This window comes from Salinimicrobium sp. TH3 (assembly GCF_026676115.1).
Taxonomy (GTDB): domain Bacteria; phylum Bacteroidota; class Bacteroidia; order Flavobacteriales; family Flavobacteriaceae; genus Salinimicrobium.
In genome coordinates, this window is record NZ_JAPONB010000001.1 from 635,733 (window position 1) to 657,725 (window position 21,993).

Sequence of the window (21,993 nt, forward strand, 5' to 3'; positions counted from 1 at the left end):
CCGGTCCCCCATGCGAAAACTGCTGCTCCTTTTTTTAATTTGCCTTGGCCAGACTGCTTTTTCGCAGGAGAAGCATTATTCTATAGAGGCAAATTATTTCTACGGCAACATCTGGGAGCACAACCCGAATATTTCACATTTGATCACTGATCATCCTTATGGATTGCTCTTGCATTTCAACCGGAAAACCTATGGAGATCAGGCCTGGGAGCGGCGGTATAATTATCCTAATGTAGGATTTTCACTTTCTTATCAGGATCTCAAAAATGAACATTTGGGAGAGAATTTTGGAGCCTATGCGCACCTCGGATTCTATTTTCTGAAGCGACACCTTTTGCTGAAGGTTGGACAAGGCCTGGCAGTGACTACGAATCCTTATCACCCGGATGATAATTACCGAAACAATGCCTACGGCTCCCGCATCCTCAGTTCCACGATCTTCACCGGAAATCTGCAGTTCGAAAACCTCATTGGCGGTCTCGGCTTTCAAACCGGCCTCGCCCTTATTCACTATTCCAATGCCGATTTTAAGTCCCCCAACAGCTCAACCAACACGCTGGCCTGGAACGCCGGGCTCAACTATGACTTTAACCATGGCTCCCAAAGAGAATTTATTCCTAAAGATCCAAAAGTGCCATTTTCGGCACCTGTAGGATACAACCTGGTATTGCGCAGCGGAGTAAATACTCCCGGAGTCATAGGATCTGAATCCTATCCTTTTTTAACTTTGTCGGCCTATGCAGATAAGTCCCTGAACCATAAAAGCACCCTGCAGGCAGGTACAGAACTGTTCCTTTCAAGGGCCATGGAGGAATATATCTATTTCCATTCTGTTGCCTTTCCTTTGGATGGTTCTGCCGGAGATGAAGACGCGAAACGGGTAGGGATCTTTGCGGGACATCAGCTGACTTTTAGGAAGCTTAGCCTCATTACGCATTTGGGATATTATGTTTACTATCCCTACGACAAATATGTGGATAGAATTTACAATAGGGTAGGTTTGCAAAGAGAGATATGGAATGACCTTTTTGGATCTGTAACCGTCCGCTCCCATGGTGCAAATGCTGAGGCAGTTGAATTTTCAATAGGATATCGCCTATGAAACAGCTGCTGAAAAAATATCTGCCGGTTTTGCCCTTTTTGGCACTCCTGTCTCTGGTGAGCTGTGATACAGAAGACACACCCGATTGTTTCCAAACTGCCGGGAAAAAGATTACAAAAGAAATTCGGGTGAAAACTTTTCACGAGCTCCTTGTTTATGAGGATATCAACCTGTACATAGAGCAGGGGACAGAACATAAGGTTGTTGTAGAAACAGGGGAGAACCTAATGAAGGAGATCTCTGCTGAAGTAGTGGACGGCAGACTCATACTTCGAAATTCCAACGGATGTAATTTTTTGCGGGATTATGGTCTTACCAGTATCTACGTTACCGTCCCTAATCTGGAGTGGCTGCAAAACTCAGGAAACCAAGTTATACGAAGTGTGGGGGAATTACATTTTCCTGAAATCTGGCTTCGCAGTCTTAACCAGGAACGCGCAAAAGGAGTGTATACCGTAGGGGATTTTGACTTGCACCTTGTTTCAAATCTTGTGCGGGTGACTGGGGATGATTTTTCCAATTTCTTTCTTCGCGGGGAGACAGATTATTTGAATCTCTATATCGCCAATGGTGACGGCAGGGTGGAAGCACAGGAAATGATCGCAGGGACAGTAGAGATACAGCACCGTGGAACGAATAAGTTGCTTGTGAATCCGCAGCAGGTGTTGAAGGGGGAGATAAGAAGTACCGGTGATGTGATCTCTGTAAACCGCCCGCCCGTAGTGCAGGTGGAGACGTTCTATACCGGGAAATTGATCTTTGAGTAAAAAGGAAGTTTCGGCACGGATCACAGATCCGCGCCATCTTTTCATTGTTGGCGCGGATCTGCAATCCGTGCCGGGGATTTTAACCAATAACCCTTTCAGGGTTTGGAACCCTGAAAGGGTTGACTATTTCTTCAGCGTTAATTCTGAAAATAAATTCTCCAGGTTCTTATTCTTTCGGTTTAACTGTAGGGTTTTTAATCCGTTATCGTGGGCGAAGTCAAACACTGTAGGGCGCATGTCTTTTTGGGTCTCGAAAGTAAGTTCATATACAAAACCTCCGGTATTCCTGGTGTGCATCAAATGTGGAAGTTGCTGCAGGGCAACTTCTTCAATACGGTAGTCAAATTCTACTTCGATGATCTGCACCTGTTCGTCGCGTAGTTCTGCAAGACTTTTATCGGCTACAATTTTTCCTTTGTTGATAATAATCACCCGTTCGCATAACGCCTCCACTTCACGCATGACGTGGGTGGAGAGAAAAATGGTTTTTTCTTTTCCGGTTTGTTTGATTAATTCTCTTATTTCGACCAATTGGTTGGGGTCCAATCCTGTGGTAGGTTCATCCAGGATCAAAACTTCGGGGTCGTGTAAGAGGGCGTTCGCAAGACCTACCCGCTGCCTAAAACCTTTGGAGAGTTGTTCGATCTTTTTATTGGCTTCGGGCAACAGCCCGGTTTGAACAATGACTTCTTCAATTCGGCTTTTTGGCACCTTATAAATGAGCGCATTGAACTCGAGGTATTCCCGCACGTACATTTCTGTATAAAGGGAATTATGTTCTGGTAAATACCCTGTGCTTCTTTGTGCATCCAGCATTTCTTCTGTAAGGAGATGACCGTTAACAGTAGCTTCTCCCGAAGATGGCTGCAAATAGCCTGTAAGGATCTTCATTAGGGTTGATTTTCCCGCACCGTTGGGGCCGAGAAAGCCTACAATTTCCCCTTTTTGAATAGAAAAGGAAACCTCGTCAAGGGCCTTTTGCTCCCCGTAATATTTTGAGATCTTATTTACCTGTATGGACATAGCAGCTTTTTTTCAAAAGTAAATCAACTTTTTCAAAAGAAGGAAATTTTAGAAGGAGAAGTCCGGAGCAAAGGAATTTTACTAAATCGTTCTCGTGAATTATCACAAAAAAAATATCGTTTTCTGAAAATATGTACTACATTAGCTTTTCACAAAGATGAGAATGAGCAATTTATTTATCTGGAACGCCTGGTATTATTTTTATTTCTATTCAAGAGATAGGATCGGGAGTGCCGTATAATTAGATCAATAGTTATAACCAAAATCCCGATGTAAGCATCGGGATTTTTTTTTGCCGTAAAATGGAAGAAAAAATAGCCATACAGGGAATAAAAGGATCTTTTCACCACCAGGTGGCCCTGGAATATTTTGGGGAGGAAGTGCCCGTGGATGAATGCCAGTCCTTTAGGGAGGTAGTTGACAGTTTGCTAAATAACCGGGCTATAAGTGCTGTTATGGCAATTGAAAATTCTACAGCGGGAACTATTCTGCCTAATTATGCCCTTATTGATGAGAACAATCTTCAAATAAAAGGGGAGCATTATATTCCCATTTTCATGAACCTTATGGTGCTTCCGGGCCAGAAGATATCAGAAATAAAAAAAGTTTGTTCTCACCCAATGGCCCTGTTGCAGTGCCAGGCTTTCTTCAAAGAATACCCACATATAGAACTTATTGAAGATACCGATACTGCAGATGTTGCGAAAAGGATAAGCGAACACAAGTTGAAGGGAGTCGCGGCTGTGGCAAGCAAAGCAGCGGCCAGAATTTATGGACTGGAGATCCTTAATGAAGGAATCCAGACTATGAAAAGTAATTCCACACGATTCCTTGTGCTTTCCTCCAAAAATGCGGCCCCTGTGGTCACCGGCGTAGATAAGGCTTCTTTAAAATTCGTGCTTGAGAATAAAAGAGGAAGCCTGGTAAGTGTATTAAATATTTTACGGGATTTTGATCTTGATATGACCAAGATACAAAGTGTTCCGGTGGTTGATATCCCCTGGAAATATGCATTTTTTATAGATGTGCTGTTTCAGGATGAAGAGGAATTTCAAAAGGTATTGGAGATCCTTTCAGGATTAACTGAAGAATTAAAAGTATTGGGGATTTATAAAAACGGGTTATTATGATAGCACAAGCCAGCAGATTAAATCATGTTGAGGAATACTACTTCTCAACAAAATTGAAGGAAGTGAGGGCTTTACAGGATTCCGGGAAGCCTATTATTAATTTGGGAGTGGGAAGCCCGGACCTTGCACCACCTCCACAGGTGATGACGGCACTGCACCAGGCCTTGCTCAACCCCGATGCTCACCAGTATCAGCCCTATCGCGGAACAAATGATTTTAGAAAGGCAATAGCAGAATTCTACCAAAACTTCTATGGCGTTGCATTAAACTCTGAAACCGAGATCCTTCCCCTTATGGGCAGCAAGGAGGGAATCACGCATATTTCGATGGCATTTTTAAATGAAGGAGATGAGGTGCTGGTACCAAATCCCGGCTATCCCACTTATGCTGCTGTTAGTCGTTTAGTAGGGGCCAGTACAGTGTTTTATGATCTTAGTGAAGAAACAGGGTGGCTGCCAGATTTTGAGCAACTGGAAAAGCGGGATTTGAGCAGGGTGAAATTGATGTGGGTGAATTATCCTAACATGCCTACCGGTGCGGTGGCAAAAAAGGCAATTTTCGAACAGCTTATTGCCTTCGGAAAAAAGCATCACATTCTAATCGTCAATGACAACCCGTACAGCTTTATTTTAAATGAGGAGCCGGAAAGTATTCTGAAGTATGCCGATGATACAGACGGCGTGCTGGAGCTGAATTCTTTAAGTAAGAGCTTCAATATGTCTGGCTGGCGTATAGGTATGCTTTGCGGAAGTGAGAAGCACATCAATTCTGTCCTGAAAGTGAAGACCAACATGGACAGCGGAATGTTTTTTCCGCTACAGGCGGGTGCGGCAATGGCAATGAGACTTCCGCCAGACTGGTTTAGGGAGCAGAATAAGATCTACCTGCGCCGGAAGGAAAAGATTAGTATACTGGCAGAGGCCCTTGACTGTAGTTTTACCCGGGATCAAACGGGAATGTTTTTATGGTGCCGGGTACCACAAGGTATTACTTCGGAAGCTTTTGTGGACCATCTTTTAAAGCAGTATCATATTTTTGTGGCCCCGGGTTTTATTTTTGGCAGTCAGGGAGAAGGATATATAAGATTTTCCCTCTGTTCGCCTGAAGAAACTATTATTAAAGCCTGTAAAAGATTATCAGCATGAAGGTTAATATAATAGGTTTAGGTTTAATAGGCGGCTCGTTTGCTCTTGGAATAAGAAAGGCATTTCCCGATGTTGAAATTCTGGGGATTGATGCAAGTGAAGCTCACCTCCACAAGGCTGCTGAGTTAAAACTTATTGACGATGCTGCGGAATTTGGGGAAATAAAGGAGGCAGATGTCGTGATAATAGCCGTTCCTGTTGATGCGGCAAAAAAAGTAGCCATTGAGGTGCTGGATAAAGTAGGTGTAAATACCCTTGTTTTTGATGCAGGTTCGACAAAGGCAGGCCTGTGTGAAACTATAGCAACACATCCTAACCGGCGGAATTTTCTTGCAGCTCATCCTATTGCGGGTACTGAATTTTCAGGACCTTCAGCCGCTGTAGAAGACCTCTTTAGAAACAAGACCAACATTATTTGTGAAGTGGAAAAGACAGCCTTTAAACTTCAGGAAAGAGCACTGGAAATTTTTCAGAAGCTGGGAATGCGCATTAGGTATATGGATCCAAAATCCCATGACAGGCATATCGCCTATGTTTCTCACCTGTCACACATCAGCTCTTTTATGTTGGGAAAAACCGTACTTGAAAAAGAGCAGAACGAGAAAGACATTTTTGACCTGGCAGGAAGTGGATTCGCATCCACAGTGCGGCTGGCAAAAAGTTCCCCCGCCATGTGGACTCCAATTTTTCAGCAGAACAAAGGCAACATCCTGGAGACGCTGGATGAATACATTAGCAATCTTACCAAATTCAAAAACCTTATCGAAAATGATGATTTTGAGGAGGTTTTTCTGGAGATGGAAAGAACGAATCATATTAAAACAATTTTAAACGGAATAAACTGATCATAAAATGGAAAATAAAAAAGAACTGAGAACCTGGCTGGACAATTTTGGACTGGATCATCCTCTTGTAATTGCCGGCCCCTGCAGTGCAGAAACTGAGGAGCAGGTACTCAAAATAGCACACCAGTTAAAAGACACCGATGCCACAGTTCTTAGGGCTGGGATATGGAAACCGAGAACCCGCCCGGGAAATTTTGAAGGTGTGGGTGCGCTTGGGCTAAAATGGCTTCAAAAGGCCAAGGAAGAGACGGGAATGCTTACTACGACTGAAGTAGCGAACCCAAACCACGTGGATCTTGCCCTCAAACATGATATTGATATCCTGTGGATAGGCGCCCGAACTACGGTTTCCCCTTTCATTATTCAGGAGATAGCCGATGCTCTTAAAGGAACAGATAAGGTGGTGCTGGTGAAAAATCCTGTGAACCCCGATCTTTCCCTTTGGCTGGGAGCGGTGGAGAGGTTTTACACCAGTGACATCAAAAATCTTGGGGTGATCCACCGCGGATTCTCCACTTACGAAAAGACCAGGTACAGGAATAATCCTGAATGGCAGATTCCTATTGATCTACAGACAAAATTTCCCGATTTGCCGTTGATCCTTGATCCATCACACATTGCAGGAAACAGGACGTCGATCTTTGATCTTTGCCAAACGGCCCTGGACCTTAACTATGACGGACTCATGGTAGAGACGCACCACGACCCCGATAACGCATGGAGTGACGCAGCCCAACAAATTACGCCGGCCACACTGGTGCAGTTTATGGAAGATTTGAGGATAAGGAAAGTGATTTCTGAAAGTGAGGAATTTAAATCGAAACTTCAAAGTTTGAGAGCGATGATAGATATTGCCGATACTCAGTTACTGGACGTTTTATCGAGAAGAATGAAAATATCGGATGAAATAGGGAAAGCTAAAAAATCTCAAAACGTAGCGGTACTTCAGAATCAGCGATGGAGTGAAATTCTGGAAAAAATGACCGCAGAAGGGCAGCAAAATGGATTGAGTGAAGAATTTATCATGAGAATCTTCAAGGCAATTCACCAGGAATCAATCGACCACCAGGAGAAGATCATGAGATCTATGCAGTAAATTCCTGTGTTTATTTTTTCAGGTACAGATGCTGCAATGCGGTAAAATAATAGGTAATGAAAATTTATAATGTAATTTTGCCTATCTAGTTAAAAGCACAGAATACATGGTTTTGAGTGCTTTCTTTTTCCATTGCGGAAAGTTTTCAAAACCTAAAATAATTTTATGACAGGAACTGTTTACAAATCTACCGGAAGTTGGTATCAGGTAAAAGCTGATGACGGAAACTTTTATCAATGCCGAATTAAAGGAAAGTTCAGGATCAAGGGTATTAAAAGCACCAATCCTGTGGCTGTGGGAGACCGGGTGGAATTTAAACTGGAAAATACCAACGATGAAGATCAAAACGGGGTGATCACAGGGATCAAGGAGCGGGAAAACTATATTATCCGCAAATCGGTTAACCTGTCAAAGCAAACGCACATTATTGCCTCAAACATTGATCAGGCCTTTTTACTGGTCACCCTTAAAAATCCGCCAACCTTTACCGTTTTTATTGATCGTTTTCTTATCACTGCAGAAGCATATGAGATCAAGGCAATTTTGCTTTTCAACAAGATCGATACTTATAAAGATGATGAGCTGGACGAAGTGAAATATCTCGCAGCCATGTATCGCCAAATCGGTTATCAATGTATAGGAATTTCGGCAAAGACCGGAAAAAAAGTGGAGCAGGTAAAAGAGCTTATGAAGGGGAAAACCAGTTTGATCTCCGGTCATAGCGGAACGGGGAAGTCTACTTTAATTAATGCGATCGAACCTAAACTGGACCTGAAGACTACCGAGATTTCTGAGCAGCACCGTCAGGGCCAGCATACAACTACCTTTGCTGAAATGTATGATCTTGATTTTGGTGCCCAGATCATTGATACTCCCGGGATAAAAGGCTTTGGGGTAGTAGATATTGAAAAAGAGGAATTAGGGAACTATTTTCCCGAGTTCTTTGCGCGGAAAAAGGACTGTAAGTTCTATAATTGCCTTCACCTGGAAGAACCCAAGTGTGCTGTAAAAGAGGCATTGGAAGCCGGGGAGATCCCGTGGTCCCGTTATAAAAGTTATCTGCAAATATTGAAAGGCGAAGACGAACAGAATTATCGATTCGACAATTACCAGCCCGAATGAGAGCAGTAATACAAAGAGTTTCCAAAGCATCGGTGACCATAAATGGTGTCAAAAACGCTGAAATTGGTATTGGATTATTGATCCTGTTAGGAATAGTTGAAGAAGATACTTCCGAGGATATTGCCTGGCTATGCAAAAAGATCGTGAACATGAGGATCTTTAATGATTCCAATGGAGTGATGAATGATTCTCTACTTGACGTGAAGGGAGATGGCATAGTCGTAAGCCAGTTCACCCTGCATGCGAGCACAAAAAAAGGAAACCGTCCCAGTTATATCAAAGCCGCCAAACCCGATGTTGCTATTCCCTTATACGAGGAATTTGTAGGTCAGTTTCAGCAGGAGTTGGGTAAAGCCGTAGGCACAGGAGAATTTGGTGCAGACATGAAGGTGGAGCTTTTAAATGATGGGCCTGTTACGATAATTATTGATTCGAAAAATAAGGAATGATAGAATAACCCTTTTAGGGTTCTAAACCCTGAAAGGGTTCAAAATAACAATAATGAATATACAGGATTCTCAAAAAGCAGTAGATAACTGGATCAAAGAACACGGCGTGCGGTATTTCAATGAACTTACCAATATGGCCCAACTTACCGAAGAGGTGGGCGAAGTGGCACGCATCATTGCCCGCCGCTACGGCGAACAAAGCGAAAAAGAGAGTGACAAAACAAAAGACCTTGGCGAGGAACTTGCCGATGTTGTATTTGTGGTGCTCTGCCTTGCCAATCAAACCGGCATCAACCTCCAGGAAGCCTTTGATAAAAAGCTGGATCTTAAATCTCAGCGGGACAAAGACAGACATAAAAACAATAAAAAATTAAAATAAATGCGCATTTTAGAAGATATTAAAAACCCGGATTACTGGACAAAAGTTTTCCAATTAGGAATCATCTTTTTTGTCATATTTGTGGGACTATCATTGATCATCTCTCATTTTCGCCAGATCATGTCGGGGGATTTTAGTGCTATTTACCAGGATGAATTTGCAGATGGGAAATGGGTAGAATATATTCTTGTTAAGGCTGCAATAAGTCTTGTGTATGCAATGTATATGACCAGTAGGCGCAAGAACTTCAAAAGAGAATAATCTATGCAGCTGCAGCTTTCTACCAGGAGCCGGGAACTTGCCGGCAGGATCTCTGTTACCGGTTCAAAAAGTGAATCTAACAGGCTTCTTATATTGCAGGCGCAGTTTCCCTCCATCCAAATCCAAAATCTTTCCAACAGCGATGATACCCGGGTACTTCAAACTGCTCTTGCTTCTTTAGAAGAGGTTATAGACATTCACCACGCGGGTACGGCAATGCGTTTTTTAACCGCTTACCTGGCATCTACTGTAGGCCGGGAGGTAATTTTAACCGGCAGCCAAAGGATGCAGGAACGACCAATGGGGATTCTTGTAGATGCACTTCGGGAATTGGGAGCAGAGATTTCTTATAAAAGTAATGAAGGTTATCCACCTTTACGCATCAAAGGGAAAAAGCTGGTTAAAAATGAGGTGAAAGTACTGGCAAACATCAGTAGCCAGTATATTTCGGCTTTGATGCTGATCGCACCCGGTATGCCCGAAGGTTTGCACATACACCTGGAAGGAAAAGTAACTTCTGTACCTTATATCTTAATGACCCTGCAACTCCTGAAGCAATGCGGAATCTCCGGAACCTTTGAAAACAATAAAATTTCTATCGAGCCACAAAAATCGGTGCCGAAAACTGAAATTGTTGTTGAATCTGACTGGAGTTCGGCTTCTTATTTTTACAGCCTCGCAGCCCTTTCAAATTCGGCAGAGATTCATCTTACTTCCTATCGGGAAAATAGTCTGCAGGGAGACAGAAACGTAGCAGAGATTTATCAAAAATTAGGTGTAAAAACCACCTTTTTGGAAGGTGAGATAAAGCTGGAGAAAACTGAAGTACTATTTCCCAAAATTTTGGAGCTGGACCTCTCTAACAAACCCGACCTTGCACAAACTGTGGCCGTTACCTGCTTTGGCCTTGGAATAGAAGCCCGGTTAACAGGTTTGCATACCTTAAAGATCAAGGAAACAGATAGGCTTCAGGCATTGAAGAACGAGATTGAGAAGCTTGGGGGTGAGGTTTCAATTACAGAGAATTCGCTGCAGCTTTCAGCTTCCGAAGAAATAAATTCAAATATTTCAATAGATACTTATAATGACCATCGTATGGCACTTGCTTTTGCGCCTTTGGCATTAAAAGTGCCAATAGGGATCAATAATGCAGGAGTGGTGAGTAAATCTTTTCCGGGATTCTGGAAAGTAATGCAACAACTTGGATTTTCTGTAGAAGATTTAGCGGTCGAATAAAAATTTTGTAAAAGAACCCGTTGTGTGGCCGCGTCAATTAACAGATTTCTTAAATAAACCTGCATTTACTTGACAACGCCTATCTCGAGGTCGTATATTTGCAGCTTCAAAAAAACTATCTTATATGGGAATGAAATTATCGCACTTCAGCTTTGATCTGCCACCAGAACTTTTGGCCGAATATCCTTCAGAAAACAGGGATGAGGCACGTTTAATGGTTTTGAATAGAAAAGATCAAACTATTGAGCACAAACAATTCAAGGATCTTATCGATTATTTTGAACCGCATGACGTGATGGTATTGAACAATACCAAGGTTTTTCCTGCGCGTTTGTTTGGTAATAAAGAGAAGACCGGTGCTCGTATTGAAGTGTTCCTTTTGAGGGAATTAAATGCTGAAACCCGTTTGTGGGATGTGCTGGTAGATCCAGCCAGAAAGATTAGGATAGGGAATAAATTATATTTTGGAGAGGATGAAAGCCTTGTGGCCGAAGTCATTGACAATACTACTTCCCGTGGGAGAACACTTCGTTTCCTATATGACGGTTCTTATGAAGAATTCCGTGATAAATTGACAGAGCTGGGTGAAACTCCGCTGCCAAAATACATCAAGAGAGAAGTACAGCCTGAAGATAAAGAGCGTTACCAAACGATCTATGCGAAATCTGAAGGTGCTGTAGCGGCACCAACTGCCGGACTTCACTTCTCAAAGCATCTTTTAAAGAGGTTAGAGATCAAAGGAATTGATTTCGCCGAGGTGACGCTACACGTTGGATTGGGAACTTTTAGCCCTGTTGAGGTAGAAGATCTTTCAAAACATAAAATGGACAGCGAGGAAGCCTTTATTGAAAAACCGGCTGTAGATACTATTAATAAAGCTATTAGCGAAAAACGTAAGGTTTGTGCAGTAGGAACTACTGTGATGCGTTCCCTGGAAAGCTCTGTTTCTTCGAACAGAACTCTAAATGAATTTGGTGGATGGACCAATAAATTTATCTTCCCTCCTTACGATTTTAGTATAGCGAACTGTATGATCACCAACTTCCATACTCCAAAATCGACTTTATTGATGATGGTTTCTGCCTTTGCAGGTCATGATTTCATGAAAAAGGCTTATGCTGAAGCGGTGAAAGAAAAATATAAATTCTACACCTACGGGGATGCGATGCTAATTCTTTAATAACGCAGTCGGCAGTATTATAATAAAAAACCTCACAGATCTCAAAGATCTGTGAGGTTTTTTATTAAGTATCATGCTGAACTTGTTTCAGCATCTCTCCAGAATTGCGTTTTGCCAAGACCCTGAAATGAATTTAGGGTGACGGAAAGCTTTCCCCATTTCAAGTCATTTTGAACTTGATTCAGCATCACCATATCAACGGTTTCATAAGATTAATATGTGCATCTGTAGCTAAAAAATAGCTGAACTTTAAAATCATAATTCTTAAATCCCGAACCCGGAATCCTTTTTTGGCTAACTTATTGATCCTCAAAAATGACATTTTAGAGGAGTATTAGAAATCACAATAACTTTAGTATTTTTGCAGCGTGAAAAACGGAAAGAAAGACATACGGGCATTGACCAAAGAACAACTTCAGCAATTCTTTGTTTCTCAGGGGGATAAATCCTTCCGCGGAACTCAGGTTTATGAGTGGCTGTGGGGTAAGGGGGCCCATTCTTTTGAAGATATGACCAATATTTCAAAAGATACACGTCAAATGCTGAATGATAACTTTGTGATCAATCACATTCGGGTGGACCAGATGCAGCGGAGTAGTGACGGGACCATCAAAAATGCAGTGAAATTACACGATGATCTTACCGTGGAATCTGTTCTAATTCCAACGAAAACACGTACTACTGCTTGTGTTTCCTCGCAGGTAGGCTGCAGTCTGGACTGTAAGTTCTGCGCGACCGCAAAGCTCAAACGAATGCGAAACCTCAATCCCGATGAAATTTACGATCAGGTAGTTGCCATTGATAATGAGAGCCGGTTGTACTTTGATAAGCCGTTATCCAACATTGTATTTATGGGAATGGGCGAGCCGCTTATGAATTACAATAATGTTCTTAAGGCTATAGAAATGATTACTTCTCCCGAAGGTTTAGGGATGTCACCAAAACGTATTACCGTTTCCACTTCCGGGGTACCAAAAATGATCAAAAAAATGGCCGATGAGGAGGTGAAGTTCAAACTTGCCGTTTCCCTGCATTCAGCCATTGATGAGGTGCGAACGTCTATTATGCCCTTTAACGCCACCTTCCCGCTTAAAGACCTTAGAGAGTCCCTGGAATACTGGTATGCTATGACCGGAAGCCGTATCACCTATGAATATGTGGTGTGGAAAGGAATCAATGACAGTAAAAACGATGTAGATGCATTGGTGAGATTCTGTAAGTACGTTCCCTGCAAGGTGAACCTTATAGAATACAATCCAATTGGCGACGATCATTTTATGCAGGCACCCGAAGAAACTACGAATTTGTACGTGAGGGAGCTGGAACGCAACCACATTACCTGTACGGTTCGCCGGTCCCGGGGGAAGGACATAGATGCAGCCTGTGGACAGCTTGCAAACAAATCCAAAGAAGTTACCGTATAGACTGCTAAAAAGGCCTTTTTTTGAAGGGTTGAAAATTTAATCTTTTAACTATCTTAGCAGCCCTTATGAAGGTTATTTCCAAAATAAAGCTGCCGGTAGAAAAGGAGATGGAACTTTTTGAAAAAAAGTTCACTCAGTCGATGTCTTCGAAGGTTGCTCTTTTAAACAGAATCACCCATTTTATTGTAAACCGGAAGGGTAAGCAAATGCGGCCTATGTTCGTTTTTCTTGTTGCAAAAATGGTTGCAGACGGGAAGGTAAACGAACGTACCTACAGGGGAGCTTCTGTTATTGAACTTATCCACACCGCTACTCTTGTTCACGATGATGTGGTCGACGATTCTAACCGCCGCCGGGGATTCTTTTCTATCAACGCCCTTTGGAAAAATAAGATTGCCGTTCTTGTAGGAGACTACCTGCTTTCAAAGGGACTTTTGCTTTCCATAGATAATAATGATTTTGATTTACTGAAGATAATTTCAGTTGCTGTTCGCGAAATGAGTGAGGGCGAACTGTTGCAGATCGAAAAAGCCCGTCGCCTGGATATTACCGAAGATATTTACTACGAGATCATTCGGCAAAAAACGGCTACGCTAATTGCTGCCTGTTGCAGTCTGGGAGCGGCCTCTGTGCAACCAGATTCTCCTGAAGTGGAGAAAATGCGTCATTTTGGAGAACTTATAGGAATGGCTTTCCAGATCAAGGATGATCTTTTTGACTACGGTAATGAACGCATTGGAAAACCTACCGGGATCGATATTAAAGAACAGAAAATGACCCTTCCTCTTATTCATGTGCTTAACAAGGTTTCTCCTAAAGAGAAAGCATGGGTAATAAACTCGGTGAAAAACCATAATAAGGACGGCAAACGGGTAAAGGAAGTCATTGAATTTGTCAAGAAAAATGATGGACTTGATTATGCCGTTGCAAGAATGAAATCCTTTCAACAAGAGGCGCTGGCTTTACTTGAAGAATATCCCGATTCTCCCTATAAGGATTCTCTAATCCTAATGGTAAACTACGTTATTGAACGTAAGAAATAATTCCGCCTTTGTGCCATTTTCTCCTCCATTTTATGGATTAAAACACCTGTTTCCGGTGGAGATTTTATATCTGCTTATTATTTACTGCATATCCTTAAGTACTAATCTGCCTTCCATGCTGTATCCATGAAATAATTTTCAAATCACTTCATTAGGTGATTAAAAGGAAAAAAAGTTACCTTTCAATAACAAAAAGTTGTTGCTCACTTACTGCACAAATGTTATTTCATCATGGAAAAACTTAGTTGTAAATTACTTATAATCACAGCTTTATCCTTTTATTTCACTACAGCTCAGGAACTTTCACCACCTATACACAATTACACTTCCCTTGATTATAAAGCAGCCAGCCAAAATTGGGATATGGCTATTGATGATCGAGGGGTAATCTTTGCTGCCAATAACCAGGGACTGCTTTCTTTTGATGGACAACGATGGGAATTATTCGCTCTCGAAGGTGGTGCTGTGATAAGATCTGTTTTACCACATAAAGGAAAAATTTATACGGGATCTTACAGGGAGTTTGGATATTGGGAAAAAGATAATAAAGGGGATATGTGTTATACCTCTCTCATTCCTTTGTTGGGGGATTATGAACTCCAGAGTGAGGAGTTTTGGGAAATTATTTCTCATAATGATGTTATCTATTTCAGGTCGTTTGGGGCTATCTATCAATATAAGGAAGATGCTATTATTCCTCTGAAAAGAGTCAATATAAACCAAATGGAAGTTTTCAAGGGGCGATTGGTGGTTGGCATAGGAGGAGATGGGGTTTTTTATCTTGATGAATCTGGAAAATTGGAGCCTCTTCCAAATGAGGAGCTGCTTAAGAATAAACCGGTAAGAGAATTAATTGTTCACGGTGATGAACTATTAATTGGAGTCAAGGATGAAATCTTCCTTTTTAATGGTACCAAAATCCAAAGGTTAAAAAACAGTAATCTTGAGCAGAAACTTCAAAATTACGAGCTTAATCATGTGTTGTCGCTTTCGTCTACTGAATTGGTAATAGGAACACTAAAAAATGGGATAATCCACTTTAATGCAAAAACGGGAGAGATATCCTCCTATAATCGCAGGGATGGTATCCAGAATAACACTGTTCTCTCAATGGCCAGGAAAAATGGGAAAGTTTGGTTGGGACTCGATAATGGTATCGATGCGGTTGATATACATTCTCCAATCAAATTCTTTACAAATGAAAGTGGAGAACTTGGCTCTGTCTACGACATCGTTTTTCGGGATAAGGAACTTTACCTTGCCAGTAACACGGGAGTTTTCAAATTTGTAGACAATGAAATAGAATTACTTGATGGAGCCGAAGGTCATTCCTGGAATCTTCAGCTTTATGGCGGGGAAATGTACAGCAATCACAACAATGGAACCTATAAAGTTGTGAATGATGGCTTTGTGCCTGTGGACCAGCGTACGGGGAGCTTTGATATTTTAGAGTACAACGATAATAAATTTCTGATAGGGAATTACACCGGTATAGATTATTATAAGGCAGCAACCGGAGAAGTACAAAGACTTAGCGGCATAGATTTTCCTGTCAAACAGATGCTCGTTGAAAATCCGACCACCCTTTGGGCAACAGATGCATATGAAGGGATCTACAAGATTGGATTAAACAGGGAAGGAGATAGTATTACTTCTGTAAACAAACTGCGCTCTTCGAACCAGAGAGGTGATCATAATGCACAGCTGTACCGGGTGAATAACCAAATCGTTGTATTCACCAATGGAAAATGGTACCGGCACAATCCCTTTACTCAGGACCTGGAAGTACTAACTGAATGGGAGGAATACGCAAATAACAGGCTGCTTGGACAGCATAGCGACCTCTTCTGGTTTATGAATTCTGAAGAAAATTTCCTGGAAATAACCGATTTTAAAGATCAGAAAATCCTGGTAACAGCCGGAATGCTCAATAACCGAACTGTAAAGAAAAATGAACGTCTCATAAAATTCAATGATTCTATCTATTATATAACCCTTCATGACGGTTTTGCCAAGCTCAACCTTGAGGAATTAAAAGCTTTTAGAGCGAAGGAGCACATAAGTAAACCTGTAGTTCAGAAATTACATGATGCAAAAGAATATTATGACATTAATTCTTTGCCTCATATACCCAGCAAACAGGCCAAGGAGGTTACCATTCTGGCCGGTCTGCCTGTGTCTGATGCAGTAGGAATGCATTATGAACTGGTGGGCGAAAACAGTGCGCCCATCAGAGGAAAGGTACAGGAAGGAAAGATTCAATTTCAAAATTTACCCTATGATGTTTACAATCTCACTTTAACAGCAGTGGGATCACAAGAAAAGGCATCAGTTTTTAGTTCCTTTCAGTTTGTGGTAGACCCTCCCTGGTATTTGAAAGACTATATGAAATTCTTATATATTCTCTCTCTGCTTCTTCTTGTGGTACTTATCTACTATGTGAATAGGGTTAAACTTCAAAAGCAAAGACAACTATTGAAGATTAGGTATAAGAAGGAACATGAGGAAAAAATTAGTAAGCTGGAAAAAGAACAGCTCATAAACGAGATCAACCTTAAGCGCAAGGAGTTGGCAAATTCAACAATGATGGCTGCTAAAAAAAATGAAATCCTCATGCAGATTCATGGAGAACTGAGTAAAGATAAAACTAAATTTTCTAACCAATACAGGTTGAAAAATATAATGACCAAGATTAACAATGCGGTAAAGAATGATGATGAATGGAAAGTGTTCGAAACTAACTTCAATGAATTACATGAAGATTTTTTTAAAGATCTTCTGGTAAAATATCCCCAGTTGAGTAATAGAGATTTAAAATTGTGTGCTTACCTAAAAATGAATCTTACTTCAAAAGAGATTGCTCCACTAATGGGAATTAGTGTTAGAGGAGTTGAAGTGCACCGATATAGACTGCGAAAAAAAATTGGTGTAACTAATTCAGAAAACCTCACCAATTGGCTCATTGCGAATTTCTGAATGGCTGATCTGGTTTAAAAACAGGCCAAATTTCACTACAACAACACTACATCACAATGAAATTTAACGTTGAAAATTTTACTTCACGTGATGCGTAATTAGCTTAAAAACAGTAAATTGTAGAGGAAAGCGGCGTGATGTAACAAATGTGTACTATAACGTTTTCGTGTCACGGTGCTCTGATGTACTTTCATATAAATTTTGTAAACAGTTTACCTTATGAAAATTAAACTACTATTGACATTTCTGGCTCTCCTGTTGTATGGAATAGGATATGCGCAGCAACCTAAAACTATTACGGGTACTGTTATTGGTCCCGATGATATGCCTTTACCGGGCGCGGAGGTAAAAGTAGTCGGAAAGAACATTTTTGATATTACCGACTTTGATGGAAATTTCACTCTGGAAGGAGTGGTTGAAGGTGATACATTCAGGATCACCTTTCTTGGCTTCGAGCCGCAGGAGTTACCTGTGTTGGGAGCCAATGATTATCAGATAACCCTTATGGAGAGTGCGGCCGCACTGGATGAAGTAGTTGTGGTGGGATATGGTACTCAAAGAAAAGCTGATCTTACTGGTTCTATTGTCACCATTGAGTCCGAAGAAATTGAAAAAACACCTACTTCCAATGTTATGCAGTCTTTGCAAGGGAAAGTGGCAGGAGTGCAAATCACTTCTATTGGTTCTCCCGGGGATTCCCCGAACGTAAGGGTAAGAGGTTTGGGAACTTACACCAGTGGTACGAACGTTTTGTATGTAGTAGATGGAGCATTGTATGATAACATTGACTTCCTTAGCACCAAGGACATTAAGACAATAAACGTTCTAAAAGATGCATCCTCATCTGCTATTTATGGGGTTAGGGCTGCAAATGGGGTTATTATAATAGAGACAAAATCTGGACGACTTAACCAGAAGCCGCAGTTTGAATATGACGGCTATACCGGGGTACAACGAGCTCAGGATATCGTGAAAATGGCGAATGCAGAGCAGTTTACGACAATGGCTTTCGAATCGGGTTCCCAGGCCGATATTCAATTTGTGATGAATGCCATGCAACGTTTCGGCCGAAGCCGTATTAATCCTAATATTCCAGATGTGAATACCGACTGGTATGAAGAGATCTTGAGAGATGGGATTATTCAAAGCCATAGTATAGGTGTTTCAGGAGGGGGAGATAATGTCACCTATTCCATAGGAACTAACTATTTTTCACAGGAAGGTATCCTGGACATGAAGAATGAGTATGAAAGGTTTAACATTCGGTCTAAAATGGATGTGGATATCACCGACAGGTTTAAAACTGGAGTGAATCTCGTATTTAGTAACGCTACTAAATATGAACCCGAAAATGCAGCCTGGTTCAATGCATACTTTGCTGTCCCTATTCTTCCTGTTATAGATCCATTAAACACTGCAGCTGAACCAATACGGTATGCTAATGCAAAATCCCTGGGTTACAGAAACAGTCAAAACCCATTTCCTGTCATGGATTTTAATGAGAACAGGATTAAAATTAGAAAGTTGTTGGCTACGATTGATTTCCAATATGATATCATAGAAGATAAGCTTGATTTCAAGACCACCTATAGCCATAACCTAACTGCCCTGGAAGAACGATATGTGAGTTTACCTTACAATCTTGGTTTTAATACCGAGATACAGTCTTCCATTCGAAGAGAAAATAACACCTTCTCAAAACAATACTGGGATAATGTGTTAACATATCAGGACCAGATTGGCGATCATAAATTTACTGTAATGGCAGGTACCTCATTTAGAGATGAAGCTTCAAATGAATTTGAAGCTACCGGAAGAAATATTGCCGGGATAAGGTTCGAGTCGAGCTGGTATCTGGATTTTGCCGATCCGGAATCCTTTAACGACAACGTGAGTGAAATTGGTAGAAGATATTATGGGATGTCCTACTTCGGAAGGATCTCCTATAATTATCTGGACAGATATTTGGTCTATGGGACTTTTAGGGCAGACGGTTCTTCGAAATTTACTCTTGATCCCTGGGGTTATTTCCCATCAGTCGGACTTGGATGGGTAATTTCAGAAGAAATTTTTATGGATGATGTAGGAGTTATTGACTTTCTGAAATTTAGAGCTGCCTGGGGTAAATTAGGTAATGATAATGTTGCAGCCAGTGCAGGGTCAAATACCATTACAGTTATCACTGTTCCTTTTGGAGAACAACAGCGAACAGGAATTACTTCTTCAAGTGTTTTTTCTAATAATACCTGGGAGGTAATAGAAGAATTTAACTTTGGTATGGACCTGGAACTTCTTGAAAATCGTCTTTCTATTACTGCAGATTATTACATTAGGGATACAGAAGATGCGATCTTGCCCGTATATATTCCTATTGTGGATCGCAGTGTGGACAGAAATTCAGGAGTTATTCGTAACAAAGGATTTGAATTCAGTGGAAACTACTTCGGGAATATTGGCAAAGATTTCGAATTTTCTATAGGTGCAAACTTTACCACGCTCAAAAATGAAGCCATTGAAATTGAGGATGAGCGGGGTTACCTTGATGCCGGTTCGGCTGAATTTAGGCAAAGAACTATTGAAGGAGGTCCTTTGTTTGGATTTTATGGCTATGAGAGAGTGGGGGTTTACCAGAACCAGGCAGAAATCGAAGCAGATCCTATTGCTGTAGCAAACAATTTGGTGCCGGGAGATCTTATTTACCGGGATCAAAACGGTGATGGGGAAATTAACGATGAAGACAGGGTAATTCTGGGATCGTTTCTACCCGATTTTACCTATGGAGGAAATATTTCCATGAACTTTAAAGATTTTGATTTTTCCATGAATTTTTACGGGCAGGCAGGTAATAAGATCTTAAACAGAAGAAGGGGAGAGATCATATTTACCAATGACACCAACATGGATGCAGATTTGGCTATTAACAGATGGCATGGTGAAGGAACAAGTAATATCTACCCTTCCTCTGCAGGAATGCGTAAAGCATGGAACCAGCGCCTTAGTGACTTTTGGGTTGAGGATGGGGATTTCTTCAGAATACAGAATATTCAGGTTGGATACACTGTAGAACAAGAGGATTTTCCTTTAACAAGAATATATTTTACTGCAGAGAGACCTTTTTCTTTCTTTGATTATAATGGTTTTACTCCCGAAGTTTCCGATGGAGTAGACAGGCAGACTTATCCAATACCTTCTATTTACACAGTAGGAGTTAATGTGAAATTTTAATTTACGTACCAAATGAAAAATTCAAAAAATATATTTATCCGTCTCTCTGCACTGGCTTTTGCTTTAGTAATTAGCTCGTGTTCCGACAAGCTGGACACTCAGGAGGGGCAACTTAATACTGGGGACATCGATTATACCGATGCCAGCCAGATGGTAGAACCATTAATTGGGGCCTATTATGAAATAGCAGACATGGGCTGGGAAGAGCCTTTACTCCTGGGAGTACGCGGGGATGACGTGAATTCCGGAGGTCTTGGTGACCAACCACTCTATACAGAGACCGATCTTTTCAATTACAATAAAGATTTCTGGATGTATAATCAGGTATGGAATTCGCATTATAACGATATTATAAATATGAATACAGCCATTGAACAGATCGAGAATTTTATGGAATTTGCCAGTGAAGCTGATTTTGCCCGCGGTGAGCAGTACATTGCTGAAATGAAGGTCTTAAGAGCCTGGCTTCATTTAAACCTGGCGAGAACGTGGGAGGATATTTTTATAATAACTTCAAGTCAACCCGAAGCCGAATTGGAGCAGGGAGTAGCTACTAAAGAGGAGGTCATGCAGTTTATAAGTGATCAAATGGATGAGGCTATTCCTAACCTACCCGATATGAGACCAAATCAACGCACAGATCTCCCCGGGGCAGTTACCCGGTACACTGCTTATGCAATTAAAGCATTGGCACAGCAGGAGCTTCAAAATTACCAGGGAGTGGCAGATGCTACTGGAGCAATTATTAGTTCCGGGCTTTTCTCTCTTTATCCGGATTTTTATCAACTCTTTAAAAAGCCGGGAGAATTAAGTAACGAAAGCCTTCTTGAACTACAGTATACAGACTATGGTACGGCATCTGGAGGAGAGTTTTATCACCTTTATGCGCCATTTGGACCACAAAATTGGGAGCCTGCAAGGGAAAATGCCTCAGCGGGATGGGGGTTTTATGAGCCAAGCACTAAGTTTATAGGATTTATGCTTGACAGAAATGAAACTGTTCGACTGGAAACCAGTGTTTTATTTACCCCCGATGGGATAGAAGAACTAAGGGCAGAGGGTTATACCATCCCTTCTTTTGTAAATAATGTTACTCCTTCCGATGATGTGATCAACAATTATGTGAGGGCAGATTTTGCGAGTGGAAAACATTATTTACCCTCCATACAACTCACTGACGGACGTAATAATTACGGTGCCGGGAAAAACTTCATAGTAATAAGGTACGCCGAAATCCTGCTCATGTATGCCGAAGCAGTGACAAGAGGGGCCAGTGCTACTGCAATACCTGCAGATGAAGCGGTAAATTTGGTAAGAGAGCGTGCAGACATGCCGCCACTTTCAGGAGTGACCACACAGGATGTCCTTGATGAAAAATTTGCTGAACTGGCAATGGAGTGGGGAATTCGTTACTACGACATGATTCGGGTAGACAACTATAATGAACTCAGCTATGACGGCAGGACTTTCTCTGCCAGTGATGAGTACCTGCCTTATCCACAAGCCCAGGTGGATGCTTTGCCTCTTGAAGCTACAGCAGTAGATAGAAATACTGCCATGAATGATGTATTGTCCATTTTAAATAAGTAA

18 protein-coding genes are annotated in these 21,993 nt (G+C 41.4%); 17 read left to right on the forward strand and 1 reads right to left on the reverse strand.

The annotated features are described in order from the left end of the window. The first annotated feature begins 10 nt into the window (after positions 1-10). Together OU683_RS02735 and OU683_RS02740 are read left to right on the forward strand one after the other, a co-directional pair. Complete coding sequence (locus tag OU683_RS02735; RefSeq protein WP_268134884.1) at positions 11-1,102, forward strand: acyloxyacyl hydrolase; 1,092 nt, start codon at positions 11-13, stop codon at positions 1,100-1,102. After that, the gene (locus OU683_RS02740) at positions 1,099-1,869 is read left to right on the forward strand and encodes a head GIN domain-containing protein (RefSeq protein WP_268134886.1); all 771 of its coding nucleotides are present in this window, start codon (positions 1,099-1,101) and stop codon (positions 1,867-1,869) included. Before OU683_RS02735 ends, OU683_RS02740 begins: the two co-directional genes overlap by 4 nt. Before the next feature lie 123 nt (positions 1,870-1,992). Here OU683_RS02740 and gldA read toward each other — a convergent pair whose 3' ends face one another. Further along, positions 1,993-2,892, reverse strand: coding sequence for a gliding motility-associated ABC transporter ATP-binding subunit GldA (gldA, locus tag OU683_RS02745; RefSeq protein WP_268134888.1), 900 nt, complete (start codon positions 2,890-2,892; stop codon positions 1,993-1,995). A gap of 302 nt (positions 2,893-3,194) precedes the next feature. On the opposite strand from gldA, the gene OU683_RS02750 reads away from it, so the two are divergent. The 15 genes from OU683_RS02750 to OU683_RS02820 all read left to right on the forward strand — a co-directional run bounded on the left by OU683_RS02750 (position 3,195) and on the right by OU683_RS02820 (position 21,993). Then, positions 3,195-4,022 carry a prephenate dehydratase gene (locus tag OU683_RS02750; protein WP_268134890.1) on the forward strand — a complete coding sequence of 276 codons (828 nt, stop codon included), beginning with the start codon at positions 3,195-3,197 and terminating at the stop codon, positions 4,020-4,022. Next, positions 4,019-5,167: a pyridoxal phosphate-dependent aminotransferase gene (locus OU683_RS02755; protein WP_268134892.1), complete on the forward strand. Its 1,149-nt coding sequence runs from the start codon at positions 4,019-4,021 to the stop codon at positions 5,165-5,167. Before OU683_RS02750 ends, OU683_RS02755 begins: the two co-directional genes overlap by 4 nt. After that, positions 5,164-6,012, forward strand: coding sequence for a prephenate dehydrogenase (locus OU683_RS02760; protein ID WP_268134894.1), 849 nt, complete (start codon positions 5,164-5,166; stop codon positions 6,010-6,012). Before OU683_RS02755 ends, OU683_RS02760 begins: the two co-directional genes overlap by 4 nt. A gap of 7 nt (positions 6,013-6,019) precedes the next feature. Then, positions 6,020-7,108 carry a bifunctional 3-deoxy-7-phosphoheptulonate synthase/chorismate mutase type II gene (locus OU683_RS02765; protein ID WP_268134896.1) on the forward strand — a complete coding sequence of 363 codons (1,089 nt, stop codon included), beginning with the start codon at positions 6,020-6,022 and terminating at the stop codon, positions 7,106-7,108. Between the two features lie 165 nt (positions 7,109-7,273). Further along, positions 7,274-8,230 carry a ribosome small subunit-dependent GTPase A gene (gene rsgA / locus OU683_RS02770; protein ID WP_268134898.1) on the forward strand — a complete coding sequence of 319 codons (957 nt, stop codon included), beginning with the start codon at positions 7,274-7,276 and terminating at the stop codon, positions 8,228-8,230. Next, a complete protein-coding gene (gene dtd, locus OU683_RS02775; RefSeq protein WP_268134900.1) occupies positions 8,227-8,679 on the forward strand; it encodes a D-aminoacyl-tRNA deacylase in 453 nt (150 codons plus the stop codon). The genes rsgA and dtd overlap by 4 nt, the downstream gene beginning before the upstream one ends. A 52-nt stretch (positions 8,680-8,731) precedes the next feature. Beyond that, a complete protein-coding gene (locus OU683_RS02780) occupies positions 8,732-9,058 on the forward strand; it encodes a nucleotide pyrophosphohydrolase (protein WP_268134902.1) in 327 nt (108 codons plus the stop codon). Further along, positions 9,059-9,319: a hypothetical protein gene (locus OU683_RS02785; protein ID WP_268134904.1), complete on the forward strand. Its 261-nt coding sequence runs from the start codon at positions 9,059-9,061 to the stop codon at positions 9,317-9,319. Between the two features lie 3 nt (positions 9,320-9,322). Continuing rightward, positions 9,323-10,555, forward strand: a complete 1,233-nt coding sequence (gene aroA, locus OU683_RS02790; protein ID WP_268134906.1) for a 3-phosphoshikimate 1-carboxyvinyltransferase — start codon at positions 9,323-9,325, stop codon at positions 10,553-10,555. A 130-nt stretch (positions 10,556-10,685) separates the two neighbouring features. Further along, entirely contained in the window at positions 10,686-11,735 is a 1,050-nt protein-coding gene (gene queA / locus OU683_RS02795) for a tRNA preQ1(34) S-adenosylmethionine ribosyltransferase-isomerase QueA (RefSeq protein ID WP_268135046.1), read from the forward strand. 368 nt (positions 11,736-12,103) lie between these two features. Beyond that, on the forward strand, positions 12,104-13,159 hold the full coding sequence (gene rlmN, locus OU683_RS02800) for a dual-specificity RNA methyltransferase RlmN (protein WP_268134907.1): 1,056 nt from the start codon (positions 12,104-12,106) through the stop codon (positions 13,157-13,159). Between the two features lie 65 nt (positions 13,160-13,224). Then, complete coding sequence (locus tag OU683_RS02805) at positions 13,225-14,202, forward strand: polyprenyl synthetase family protein (RefSeq protein WP_268134909.1); 978 nt, start codon at positions 13,225-13,227, stop codon at positions 14,200-14,202. Between the two features lie 231 nt (positions 14,203-14,433). Further along, complete coding sequence (locus OU683_RS02810) at positions 14,434-17,178, forward strand: helix-turn-helix and ligand-binding sensor domain-containing protein (protein WP_268134911.1); 2,745 nt, start codon at positions 14,434-14,436, stop codon at positions 17,176-17,178. A 219-nt stretch (positions 17,179-17,397) separates the two neighbouring features. Beyond that, positions 17,398-20,403, forward strand: coding sequence for a SusC/RagA family TonB-linked outer membrane protein (locus tag OU683_RS02815; protein ID WP_268134913.1), 3,006 nt, complete (start codon positions 17,398-17,400; stop codon positions 20,401-20,403). A 12-nt stretch (positions 20,404-20,415) separates the two neighbouring features. After that, complete coding sequence (locus OU683_RS02820) at positions 20,416-21,993, forward strand: RagB/SusD family nutrient uptake outer membrane protein (RefSeq protein ID WP_268134915.1); 1,578 nt, start codon at positions 20,416-20,418, stop codon at positions 21,991-21,993.

Bases quoted from the DNA above. Each gene is read 5' to 3' on its own strand.
- OU683_RS02735 (WP_268134884.1), top strand. From the start codon at position 11: ATGCGAAAACTGCTGCTCCTTTTTTTAATTTGCCTTGGCCAGACTGCT.
- OU683_RS02740 (WP_268134886.1), top strand. From the start codon at position 1,099: ATGAAACAGCTGCTGAAAAAATATCTGCCGGTTTTGCCCTTTTTGGCA.
- gldA (WP_268134888.1), bottom strand. From the start codon at position 2,892: ATGTCCATACAGGTAAATAAGATCTCAAAATATTACGGGGAGCAAAAG.
- OU683_RS02750 (WP_268134890.1), top strand. From the start codon at position 3,195: ATGGAAGAAAAAATAGCCATACAGGGAATAAAAGGATCTTTTCACCAC.
- OU683_RS02755 (WP_268134892.1), top strand. From the start codon at position 4,019: ATGATAGCACAAGCCAGCAGATTAAATCATGTTGAGGAATACTACTTC.
- OU683_RS02760 (WP_268134894.1), top strand. From the start codon at position 5,164: ATGAAGGTTAATATAATAGGTTTAGGTTTAATAGGCGGCTCGTTTGCT.
- OU683_RS02765 (WP_268134896.1), top strand. From the start codon at position 6,020: ATGGAAAATAAAAAAGAACTGAGAACCTGGCTGGACAATTTTGGACTG.
- rsgA (WP_268134898.1), top strand. From the start codon at position 7,274: ATGACAGGAACTGTTTACAAATCTACCGGAAGTTGGTATCAGGTAAAA.
- dtd (WP_268134900.1), top strand. From the start codon at position 8,227: ATGAGAGCAGTAATACAAAGAGTTTCCAAAGCATCGGTGACCATAAAT.
- OU683_RS02780 (WP_268134902.1), top strand. From the start codon at position 8,732: ATGAATATACAGGATTCTCAAAAAGCAGTAGATAACTGGATCAAAGAA.
- OU683_RS02785 (WP_268134904.1), top strand. From the start codon at position 9,059: ATGCGCATTTTAGAAGATATTAAAAACCCGGATTACTGGACAAAAGTT.
- aroA (WP_268134906.1), top strand. From the start codon at position 9,323: ATGCAGCTGCAGCTTTCTACCAGGAGCCGGGAACTTGCCGGCAGGATC.
- queA (WP_268135046.1), top strand. From the start codon at position 10,686: ATGAAATTATCGCACTTCAGCTTTGATCTGCCACCAGAACTTTTGGCC.
- OU683_RS02805 (WP_268134909.1), top strand. From the start codon at position 13,225: ATGAAGGTTATTTCCAAAATAAAGCTGCCGGTAGAAAAGGAGATGGAA.
- OU683_RS02810 (WP_268134911.1), top strand. From the start codon at position 14,434: ATGGAAAAACTTAGTTGTAAATTACTTATAATCACAGCTTTATCCTTT.
- OU683_RS02815 (WP_268134913.1), top strand. From the start codon at position 17,398: ATGAAAATTAAACTACTATTGACATTTCTGGCTCTCCTGTTGTATGGA.
- OU683_RS02820 (WP_268134915.1), top strand. From the start codon at position 20,416: ATGAAAAATTCAAAAAATATATTTATCCGTCTCTCTGCACTGGCTTTT.